We start from the raw sequence: 10,591 nt of genomic DNA, 5'->3' as shown, positions 1-10,591 counted from the left end.
TGAAAGAATACTTTCGTGGCATCCTTTCGTAACTATTTTTTCTTTCACTCAGAGTCTCCTAAATTTAAGCTCTCCTGCGTTTATCCAGTACTTCCTTTTTCGTCTGTATAATTGCATGGGTCAGTCCTCTTCTTGCCGGACATATATAGGAGCAGCAACCGCAGGCACAGCACTCCAATCCGTTATACTTAACAAATTCCTCTTCATCTGAACGCATAGCAGCTTCTGCAATTTTATATGGCATCAGCTGCAAGGGACATTTGGTAATACAACGACCGCAACGGATGCAGGCAGATTCCTCCACCGCTGCCTCATCTTTTAAAAATCCAAGCAAAGAGGAAGTTGTTTTTGTAACCGGTATATTGAGATTAAAGAGGGGAACTCCCATCATAGGTCCTCCCAGAATAACCTTTTCCGGTTGGGCACTGAAGCCGCCTGCCGCTTCCAGAACCTCTACATAGCTGGTTCCCGTTCTGACTCTAAGATTTACAGGGACATTCACTGCATCTCCGGATACGGTTATTACCTTTTCAATAAGGGGTATCTGCATTGCAACAGCATTATATACAGATATTATGGTATATACATTATCTACGATACAACCTACATCAGCTGGAAGCTTTTTTGAATTAAATTTTCTTCCTGTTACTGAGTAAATTAAATGACGTTCACCGCCCTGCGGATATTTTGTGGCCAAACTCCTGACCTCTATATTACTTTCCTTCCCAGCCAGCTCCGTTAATATTCTGATAGCCTCCGGTTTGTTGTCTTCAATGGCTATGATACCTTGAGCCTTATCATATAGTTTCAGAAGTATTTGTAGCCCTTTGATTATTTTTTCCGGTTCCTCTAACATCAGACGGTAGTCTGAGGTCAGATATGGCTCACATTCCGCACCGTTTACTATCAGATAATCAATTTTAGCTTCCTCTGCGCTTAATTTTACATGTGTCGGAAAACCTGCTCCTCCCAAACCGACTATTCCTGCTGCTTTAATCTGGTTTCTGATATCTTCCTTTGAGAGCTTTCCATAATCCTGTTCCACACCAAAATTTTCGACAGATGTATATGTATGATCATCCTCTACAATAACAGCTTCATCAAATCTTCCAGCGGAAGTTAATCTCTTTTCAATTGCTTTTACAGTACCTGAAACCGAGCTGATTACATTAGCTGAAACAAATCCTGGAGCTTCAGCTAAAATCTGTCCAACCAGCACTTTATCCCCCTTAGCCACTATGGGTTTGGCTGGGGCTCCTATATGCTGTGCCATGGGAAACACCAACTCCCCTTTGGTTGCCAGAACTGTTATGGGTTTATCCATTGTGAAAGCTTTGCCGTCATAGGGATGGATTCCGCCCAAAAATGATTTTTTGCCCATATTAGTATTCCCTCTTTCTCATTATGATTTGAATCATGTTAAAATAAAAACGAAGTTGTTGTTTTTTAACATACAATTTTAATTATAGCATAAAATGTTCAATTTTTACAGCTTTTTTAAGCAAATTCTATAAAAATATACCAAATTACCCATATGAAATGCCTTAAATTTTAAAACCTTGACGCTATCAGCAAATATAAGGTAACTATTGAATAATATTTATGAATCACTTCATTTTCTAACCTTAAAAAGTAATGTAAAAACCCCAAAACATATAAATATTACTATCTTTTTTTCATGAAAATCTATTTTAGCCTTGTTATTCCTTTAACACAAAATATGTAATATGCTACAATAATCCCTCATGAAATTCCTATAAATTCTTTCAGATTTTTGTTCAGATTTAATTTAACGGTTTTTATCAAGACTTATGTTTACACTTATGCCCCAAAAAAGGAGATGTCTCAAAACCCTGAATCCTGTTTTGAAACATCTCCTTCTGCTATTCTACGGCTGTCTGTGTTTTTATTTTATTTTTTACTTTAATAAGTCTAACCAGATTACCTCGTTCATTTTCGTCCAGTTTCATCTGGATATAACGGATACTCTCTTTTAGCTGGGGAATTGTCATAAACTCAAGTGCATTTACCCTTCTTCGAATTTTCTCAATCTCGTTTGCCAATAATTCACATGCTTTTTCCAATTCTGCAAGCTTTATAATTTCTTCCATCATGGAATGACATTTACGCAAGGAGACATCAAGCTCACTGCTGGTATAAGAAAAACTGTAAGGATAATTAATATCTTCCTTTGCCAGGGTATAATCAAAAGAAGGAACTCTAACACCCATTATGGATTTTTCAGATGCCTTTAAAGCTGCCGTACTCCCGGAAGCCATTAAAGCCTCTTCCAGGAAATCCGGAGAGATTTCTGCTCCTACAAGGGAGAAATCCTGATATAAACCTGTAAATTGATTTGTGAGTTTTAACCGTAGTCTTCTGCTCTCATTTAACAGTTCGATAAAACGGTGTACAAGTTCATCCTGTTTCCCTTTTAGCAGCTCATGTCCCTGTTTTGCCGTTGTAAGTTTCGACTTTAGTTCAGCTAACTCCATCCGGTTCGGATTCACATTCAATCTTTCCATGCCTGCTGCACCTCTTTTCTTATCTGATTTCTCCGCTCTTGTCCTCAGGAGAATTTCCGGGTAGGTATTTCTCAATGAACTTTTCTTTTACACGTTTCAGTTCAGATTTTGGAAGCATGGATAGCAATTCCCAGCCAATATCAAGTGTTTCCTCAATGCTCCTGTTAACGCTGAATCCTTGCGCTACATATTTGCTTTCAAAAGCATCTGCAAATTTAGCATATATCTTATCGGTATCGGAAAGTGAGGATTCACCAAGAATTGCTGAAAGTTCTCTGGCTTTCTTTCCCTGTGCATATGCGGAAAATAACTGATTCATGGTATCTGCATGATCTTCACGGGTTTTATCTGGTCCGATTCCTTTATCCTTTAATCGAGAAAGGGAAGGAAGAACGTCTACCGGCGGCCAAATATTTTTTCGGTACAATTCACGATTAAGTATTATCTGGCCTTCCGTGATATACCCGGTTAAGTCGGGAATAGGATGAGTCTTATCATCTTCCGGCATGGTCAATACCGGTATCTGAGTGATGGAACCCTTTCTTCCCTTAATCTTACCGGCGCGCTCATATAAATTTGCAAGATCCGTATACATATATCCGGGGTATCCGCGCCTTCCGGGTACCTCCTTCCGTGCAGCACCTACCTCTCGAAGAGCTTCACAGTAATTGGTGATATCTGTCATGATAACCAATACATGCATATCTTTCTCAAAAGCCAGATACTCAGCCATGGTAAGTGCCATACGTGGCGTTGAAAGACGTTCAATAGCCGGATGATCGGCAAGATTTACGAACATTACAGTTCTTTGCAGAGCACCTGTATTCTTGAAATCCTGAATAAAATATTCTGCTTCTTCAAAAGTTATACCGATTGCTGCAAAAACAACGGCAAAATTCGTATCATTTCCTCTTACCTTCGCCTGTCTTGCAATCTGCGCTGCCAATTCCTTGTGGGGAAGACCGGAAGCAGAAAACACCGGAAGCTTCTGCCCCCTAACCATGGTATTTAAACCGTCAATGGAGGATATTCCGGTCTGAATAAATTCAGAAGGGTAGTCTCTGGCAACAGGATTGATTACAACTCCATTGATATCCAGGTATTTATCGGGATGAATTTTAGGTCCATCATCAATCGGTCTTCCCATACCATCATAAATACGTCCAAGCATATCCATGGACACGCCAAGCACCTGTGGTTTCTCCAGAAAACGTACGGAGCTTTCTTCCATAAGAATTCCGTCAGCTCTTTCAAAGAGCTGTACGACTGCACTTTTTTCGTTAATTTCCAGAACACGTCCCTGTCTGATTTCTCCGCTTTGGGTTCTAACCTCAACCATTTCATCATAGCGGACATTTTCCACCTTCTCTACTACCATAAGAGGCCCAACAATTTCTGATATGGTACGATATTCTTTTATCATTTCCTGCCACCTCTTTCATTGATTAGGTTATCCATCTCCAAGTCGATTTGATTCTTAAGTTCCGAAAATCTTTCCGGTTTACTCTCCGGGATTTCCTTCATACGTCCCATTTTCTCTCGTACCGGCAGTTTCAATACTTCTTTCAGATAAACACCGGCAGCCAAGGCTTCCTTGGACAGCTTATAGAATTCCAGGATTGTCTGAAGCATCTTAAACTGCTTGCCAAGAGTAGTGTATGCATCATCTTCAACAAATGCATTTTGTTGAAGAAAATCTTCTCTAAGAGATTTTGCAACTTCTAACTTTAACTGGTCTTCCTGAGAAAGAGAATCATATCCGACCAGTCTTACAATATCATTCAACCGGCTTTCTTCCTGCAGGAGTGCAAGTGCTGCTGTCTGACATCTTGAATAGTCCGGATCAACATTTTCATTTAGCCAGTCAGTGAGTCCGGAAGTATATAAGCTATAGGAAGAAAGCCAGTTAATAGCAGGGAAATGTCTCGCATAAGCAAGTGATGCATCCAGTCCCCAGAATACCTTAACAATACGGAGTGTGGCCTGGGTAACCGGTTCTGAAAGATCGCCGCCGGGAGGGGAAACCGCTGCAATAACTGTTAAGGTACCGGTTCTTTTATCCTGTCCCAGACATATGACTTCTCCGGCTCTTTCATAGAACTCCGCCAAACGGGAACCAAGATATGCAGGATACCCCTCCTCACCTGGCATTTCTTCCAGTCGTCCGGACATTTCTCTTAAGGCTTCTGCCCATCTGGATGAAGAGTCAGCCATCAAAGCTACAGAGAATCCCATATCTCTGTAATACTCGGCAATTGTTATACCGGTATAGATGGATGCCTCTCTTGCTGCAACTGGCATATTAGAGGTATTTGCAATTAATACGGTACGTTTCATCAAGGATTCACCGGTTTTCGGATCAATCAACTCAGGAAACTCATTTAATACGTCTGTCATCTCATTACCGCGCTCACCGCATCCTACATATACTACAATATCAACATCTGCCCATTTTGCAATCTGATGCTGAACTACCGTCTTTCCACTTCCGAAAGGCCCGGGTACACAAGCTGTTCCTCCTTTTGCTACCGGAAAGAAAGTATCAATTACTCTCTGGCCGCTTACCAAAGGCCGCTCTGGCATCATTTTCCGTGCAACCGGACGTCCTCTTCGAACGGGCCATCTCTGAAGCATGCAGACATTGATTACGGAACTGTCTTCCTTTTCAACCACTGCAACCGTTTCTTCGATTGTAAATTCACCAGCTGTAATACTCTTTATGATACCGGCAACACCTTTTGGTATCATAATCTTATGCTGAATAATATTGTTTTCCTGTACCACACCTATAATATCTCCTTGGCGCACCTGATCTCCGACCGCTGCTACAGGTTCAAACTTCCATTTCTTTGTTTTGTTTAATGAATCAACATGTACCCCTCGATTTATGAAATCTCCGGATTTTTCAAGAATTTTATCCAATGGTCTTTGAATCCCGTCAAACATGGATTCCAGTAAGCCAGGCCCAAGCTCAACACTTAATGGCTCTCCCTCACCATACACTGACTCTCCCGGTCCTAACATGGAGGTCTCTTCATATACCTGAATGGATGCTCTGTCTCCACGCATTTCAATGATCTCACCAATCAAATGTTTCTCGGAAACAGTTACCATATCATATATTTTAGCAGTATTCATACCTTTTGCTATAACCAAGGGTCCTGCAACACTTGTAACAGTGCCTAATCTCAAATTTTACCGCTCCTCTCTGTAACTTAATTTTCTGGCTGCAGTATATCTACTCCTACCGCACGTTCTACATTCTGTTTCATAAGTTTCTCAGCAATCCCAAGAGCATCATTCCCAGAAGGTATAATCAGTATAGCTGGTAATACTTCCTTTCGATAGTGCTCCAAGGCTTCAAGCAAATATTGTGCTGCCTGTTCTGTGATAAGAATAACGGCATAACCTTCTTTTGCCAAACGATTGATAAGCTTCTGATTTTCCACGGCTTCTGTTACATCAACTCCAAAAACATCCGCTCCGAAAGCTTTAAATATCAATACTGATTCACGATCTCCGACTACTGCCATCTTATACATAGCTCTCACCCAGCTTTCTGATAAGTATCGTATTGGAAATCTGTTTTGCCTTACAGGTCAGAAGCAGTCTGATCTGACGAAGCTCATTTTCTTTTGCCATAAGATAAGCGTAAACAATTTCCGCACCATAGGTTATAAGCTTCGCCTTTTTCAGGTGTTCAATAAGAGCTCCTTGTAGCAATACTTCTATTTCTGAAAAATTATGATACTCTTCATAACTTTCCAAGCCTTTTTTTATTTCCTTACTGCAGTATTTATAGGTAAAGGCTGCTGTTATCGCTGACATTGGAAGGCTGTAGCAACGTAAAAATAAATCCTTGTCAAGATTTCCGCCATCCATCAGACAGAACTCCAGGAATGCTATATCCTTATGCATTTCCCTGGCTCTTAACATCGCTTTGATATTATAAAAATCAATCTGCATACCTATATGTTCCGAAATCAGGCTGCTTCCGATTTTTTGAGCCAGCTGCCTCATGTATTCGAACATATGCTTCTCCAGGATTATCTCCCGTTTCTGATTATCCTCCGTTGCTTCCAGTACCTTACTCATTATTTCATTGAGTTCAGCAGGTAGTTTCTTCAAACTTTCTGACTGTGTCTGCCCCGTTTTCAGAGCATAACGAATGGTGTGAATCTGATAAGGGGCTTCAATCAGCTCAATAACTTCTCTGTGGGGACTTATCTCATACATATGATTGATAACCCTGTTCCACTCTTCCTTCAGGCAATCTTCTGCCTGATCAAGGCTGCCAATTGAAGCCATGCTGTAATCATTGCCTTGCGAAAGTCCTTTAAGGACGTCTAAAAAGCTGTCCATTGTCACTAGATTATCAAGTTTGGTTCGTTTCAAAAGTTTATTTTCAAGGGTTCTTATATAACTTGAAGCAGTTATAAAATCAGTATCCTTCAACTTCACTTCCCCTTTCCATATAGAATTTCCAGTACCTCGCCTTCTGCGTCCTGCCTTATAATATCTATCCAGGTCTCAAAGGTATAGTTTTCTACCACTCCATTTTTCATCAGAATAAATCCGCCCCCAATTGGCTGGTATTGGATATTTGACAGAACACCGCTGTTTTCACAGATCTTGTCAAGTAATTCCTTTATGGCTTTATCATTTTCTTCTGTATTATATTTATCCGGAAGGAAGATTTCATAGTCTTTCAAATTCTTCCCAGAAAGGGTATGTTCTAAATACTTTAAATACTCCTCCAGACTTAGATCTTTCAATCTTCCTAATGCTTCAAAAAATACTTTATCTAACTGTTTCTGCTTAACGAACAAGTTTTTATCCCTGATTTCCATCTCTTTTTCAGCAATGACTCTTCGGTATATTTCATCTGCTTTTTTTTCAGCATCTTCCTTGATCTTTTCACAATGAATAGTATTTCTTCCAGCCTCTTCCTCAAGTTCCACGCTTATTTTATCCAATGCCTGTTTTATGATTTCGTCAGCCTGTAATTTTGCATCCTCTATTATTTTGCGGGTTAAACCTTCTAAACTACCCAAATCTTCACTCCCTTTCAGCACACGGCAGGTTCATTATCTCGGATAGGTAACAAATAACATGATAATAGAAGCAACAAAACCTAAAATAGCGTATGTTTCAACGATAGCTGCAAGAATAATTCCTTTTGTGTTATGCTCAGGATTTTTAGCAAGAATCTGCATACCTGCTGCTGAAACTTTACCCTGTGCAATTCCGGATAAAAGACCTGCTAACCCTACAGGAAGACCGGCAAAAAGTAAGTAGAGTCCCTGTCCCATGGTCGGTTCGTTACCAAGCTGTAAAAGTACCAGAAAGCCGATAATAAAGCCGTATAATCCCTGTGTACCTGGAAGCAGCTGCAGAATCAATGCCTGTCCGAATTTTTCAGGCTCCTCTGTTATGATGCCGGCAGCAGCCTGTCCTGCCAGCCCGCACCCCTTCATGGAACCAATACCAGCTAATACTACCGCAAATACCGCTCCTAAAGCAGCAAATATAAATCCACCGTTTTCTAAAAAATAGTTCGCCATCGTCATTATTTAATCCTCCAGATTAATTATTTTTTAATTGATATATTTTTATTTTCTATTTTAAACGGACGGTATGCTTTTCCTCCGCCGTTATAGAATTTACCAAAAAACTCTACATATTGTAGTCTGCAGCTATGAACATAAGCTCCCAATAAGGATAATCCAAAATTCAGAGCCTGCCCGAACACTGCTACAATTGTACCAAAGAGTATCCGACCTATAGTGCCTGGTATAAGACCGGATAATAAATTAAAGGAATAAGCAATATAAGCTCCAGATAAACCAAGAGCTACAATTCTTGTGTAGGATACGATATCTCCGATATATCCGCTAAGACCGTACACCCCGTACAGACCGCCACCAATCTTGCCTCCAATCGATTTACTGCTTCTGCCCTGTGTTGCTGCAAGCCCCACAATGCAAACACCAAAGACCATACCATATAGCTTTGAAGTTCCAAAGCTCATAATACCGGCACCTCTTAACAATAAGAGAATACCGCTGGATAGTGTTAAGATCCATAAAACGGAATCACAGATGATACCGACATAATCCTTTTGTCTATAGCAGTTAAGAGCTTTCATGACCAAACCGCTGAAAATATGAATCAGGCCAACAGCCATTGATAATACCAGCATAATTACAATATCAGACTGTGTATCAAGAATCGCCTTATGGCCTCCGCCTTCCACCGGAATAGGTGCAAAAAAGGTTAGACCAAACATACTTCCATATAAAATCCCGCCAAAAATAACGGCAATACCCAGGTAGAAGAACAACTGAATAGATTTTCTTCTCTTTTCATCCATATCCACAAATTTTAAGATGCAAAAGCAGGCAGCTGTAAGCAATATTCCGTAACCTGCATCACCAACCATCATTCCGAAAAACACAAGATAAAATACAGCCAGAACACCTGTTGGATCCAGCTCGTTATATCTGGGCAAACTAAACATCTCTGTGATACTCTCAAAGGCAGCAAATAATCCTTTATTTTTCAGCTTGACCGGAACCTCCAAGTCCTCACTGTCTACTTCCTCAGCAGCCATATAATACTTCTCTGGAATTACTGTCTCAAGCATATCCTTCAGGGTTTCTAAATTTTCTTCAGGTATCCAGCCCTCCATATACACAATAGAATTGCTGTTCAGAAAATTATTTACTACTGTATTACGGCTCAGGCAGGTATTAATTGCATCCTTCTCAATTAGAACTTTATCATAGTCAGCTCCAAACTTTTGCAGCTCTTCATTGCATAATTTGATATCTTCCTGTATCGCATTCATTCGCTCCTGATTTAATTGTATTAATTCTATCGGAGTTTTATCATATACAAGGTCTATGATTGTTATTGCGTGCTGATTTAAATAGTCTCGAACATCATTGCTTTGACCTGCATGATCAGCAAAAAGATATACCACTTCCTGTTTTATTCTACCCAACTTTTCCAGATAAGCTTCCGGAAACTCATTTGCCAGTCCGTCTATTTCATCCTGATTATCTCCACGAACAGATAGCAAAACTGCATATACCTTATTAAAGCTCTTAAGTTCAGAAACAGGAAAATCCAGAAATGAATAAGGCTCTAACTGCGCATTTTCACTCTTTCGTTTCGTATATTCCTGTGATAAGCTGTCTTTCCTTTCCAATATACTCCTTACTGATTCATGGAGTTCTTTTAATTCTGTATTCTCAAGATAGGAACAGCATTCTTCATAAGTAATATGGGGCCGTTTATCAGTAAGCTTCTTTTTCGGTACATATGGATTCAGTGCCTTTAAGGTATTCTCAACAATTGTCTTATGTTCTGTCAAATTATTTTCCTCTACTGGCGCTGTTTTTGACAGAAAAAGATACTCCGGAGGCAGACCGCTCAGCTCCAACTCTTTGAAGTGAATATTTCCTGCTTTTTGAAACTCCTTCAAAACAACTTCACGAACATCTTTGAAAGTGATGATCGTCAATTTCTTCATTTTTTCAACTGCCATACGTTAATACCCTCGTTATTATTTGATTAACAGCTTCTTCCACCTTTGCTTTAGGCGGATTGTCCAATGTTTCATAGACAGACTGATTACCGGCTTCCAATTGAGTTCCCTGGGCTTCAGCCGCTTGTTCAGCTTTCTTTAGTACCTCCACTCTCCTTTCCATTGCAGCTTCCAGTAACTGCGTATTTTTTTGTTTTTCGGAAATTCTCTTTTCCTTTACCAGTCTTGCTGCCTCCTGCTTTGCTTCCTCAGCAATGGCAAGTGCCCGCTCTTCCGCTTCTTTGATTGCTGCAAGAGTTTCAATTGACATAGAATCACTCCTTACTTTTATTATTTATTTATGGTTTAAAAAAAAACTGCATTCTAAGCATCATGAGCCTCTCCCCCTATTAGCTCCGATGACTTGAAAACAGTTTCCTGTCCAACCGATTGACGTCAGTATTATTTGATTTTCTAATAAATCATAATATATTTTTTGTTATTAGTCAACAAAGAATTCCAAAATGTGCAATTT

Annotated in this window: 10 protein-coding genes; all 10 read right to left on the bottom strand. The window is 39.9% G+C overall.

The annotated features are described in order from the left end of the window. Positions 1-64: 64 nt before the first annotated feature. Positions 65-1,381, bottom strand: coding sequence for an electron transport complex subunit RsxC (gene rsxC / locus BR73_RS0112295; protein WP_033165763.1), 1,317 nt, complete (start codon positions 1,379-1,381; stop codon positions 65-67). A gap of 502 nt (positions 1,382-1,883) precedes the next feature. After that, positions 1,884-2,525 carry a V-type ATP synthase subunit D gene (locus BR73_RS0112290; protein ID WP_033167384.1) on the bottom strand — a complete coding sequence of 214 codons (642 nt, stop codon included), beginning with the start codon at positions 2,523-2,525 and terminating at the stop codon, positions 1,884-1,886. Positions 2,526-2,544: 19 nt separating this feature from the next. Continuing rightward, positions 2,545-3,948: a V-type ATP synthase subunit B gene (locus tag BR73_RS0112285; RefSeq protein WP_033165762.1), complete on the bottom strand. Its 1,404-nt coding sequence runs from the start codon at positions 3,946-3,948 to the stop codon at positions 2,545-2,547. Continuing rightward, positions 3,945-5,717 (bottom strand): V-type ATP synthase subunit A, encoded by a 1,773-nt coding sequence (locus BR73_RS0112280; protein ID WP_033165761.1) that lies wholly within the window; start codon positions 5,715-5,717, stop codon positions 3,945-3,947. The genes BR73_RS0112285 and BR73_RS0112280 overlap by 4 nt, the downstream gene beginning before the upstream one ends. Before the next feature lie 23 nt (positions 5,718-5,740). Continuing rightward, positions 5,741-6,067 carry a V-type ATP synthase subunit F gene (locus BR73_RS0112275; RefSeq protein WP_033165760.1) on the bottom strand — a complete coding sequence of 109 codons (327 nt, stop codon included), beginning with the start codon at positions 6,065-6,067 and terminating at the stop codon, positions 5,741-5,743. After that, positions 6,060-6,980 carry a V-type ATPase subunit gene (locus BR73_RS0112270; RefSeq protein WP_033165759.1) on the bottom strand — a complete coding sequence of 307 codons (921 nt, stop codon included), beginning with the start codon at positions 6,978-6,980 and terminating at the stop codon, positions 6,060-6,062. Before BR73_RS0112270 ends, BR73_RS0112275 begins: the two co-directional genes overlap by 8 nt. A 2-nt stretch (positions 6,981-6,982) precedes the next feature. After that, positions 6,983-7,579, bottom strand: coding sequence for a V-type ATP synthase subunit E (locus tag BR73_RS0112265; RefSeq protein ID WP_033165758.1), 597 nt, complete (start codon positions 7,577-7,579; stop codon positions 6,983-6,985). Between the two features lie 33 nt (positions 7,580-7,612). Next, complete coding sequence (locus BR73_RS0112260) at positions 7,613-8,095, bottom strand: V-type ATP synthase subunit K (RefSeq protein ID WP_033165757.1); 483 nt, start codon at positions 8,093-8,095, stop codon at positions 7,613-7,615. Positions 8,096-8,115: 20 nt separating this feature from the next. Then, a complete protein-coding gene (locus tag BR73_RS0112255; RefSeq protein ID WP_033165756.1) occupies positions 8,116-10,077 on the bottom strand; it encodes a V-type ATP synthase subunit I in 1,962 nt (653 codons plus the stop codon). Beyond that, on the bottom strand, positions 10,067-10,387 hold the full coding sequence (locus BR73_RS0112250) for a hypothetical protein (RefSeq protein WP_033165755.1): 321 nt from the start codon (positions 10,385-10,387) through the stop codon (positions 10,067-10,069). Before BR73_RS0112250 ends, BR73_RS0112255 begins: the two co-directional genes overlap by 11 nt. Positions 10,388-10,591 lie beyond the last annotated feature (204 nt).

Source organism: Clostridium sp. KNHs205, from assembly GCF_000702945.1.
Taxonomy (GTDB): Bacteria; Bacillota; Clostridia; order Lachnospirales; family Lachnospiraceae; genus Anaerocolumna.
Note: the sequence above shows the minus strand (reverse complement) of the source record. Positions and strands in the feature narration are given on the sequence as shown.

Excerpts from the sequence above, each read along its gene's own strand:
- rsxC (WP_033165763.1), bottom strand. The coding sequence starts at position 1,381 with ATGGGCAAAAAATCATTTTTGGGCGGAATCCATCCCTATGACGGCAAA.
- BR73_RS0112290 (WP_033167384.1), bottom strand. The coding sequence starts at position 2,525 with ATGGAAAGATTGAATGTGAATCCGAACCGGATGGAGTTAGCTGAACTA.
- BR73_RS0112285 (WP_033165762.1), bottom strand. The coding sequence starts at position 3,948 with ATGATAAAAGAATATCGTACCATATCAGAAATTGTTGGGCCTCTTATG.
- BR73_RS0112275 (WP_033165760.1), bottom strand. The coding sequence starts at position 6,067 with ATGTATAAGATGGCAGTAGTCGGAGATCGTGAATCAGTATTGATATTT.
- BR73_RS0112260 (WP_033165757.1), bottom strand. The coding sequence starts at position 8,095 with ATGACGATGGCGAACTATTTTTTAGAAAACGGTGGATTTATATTTGCT.
- BR73_RS0112255 (WP_033165756.1), bottom strand. The coding sequence starts at position 10,077 with ATGGCAGTTGAAAAAATGAAGAAATTGACGATCATCACTTTCAAAGAT.
- BR73_RS0112250 (WP_033165755.1), bottom strand. The coding sequence starts at position 10,387 with ATGTCAATTGAAACTCTTGCAGCAATCAAAGAAGCGGAAGAGCGGGCA.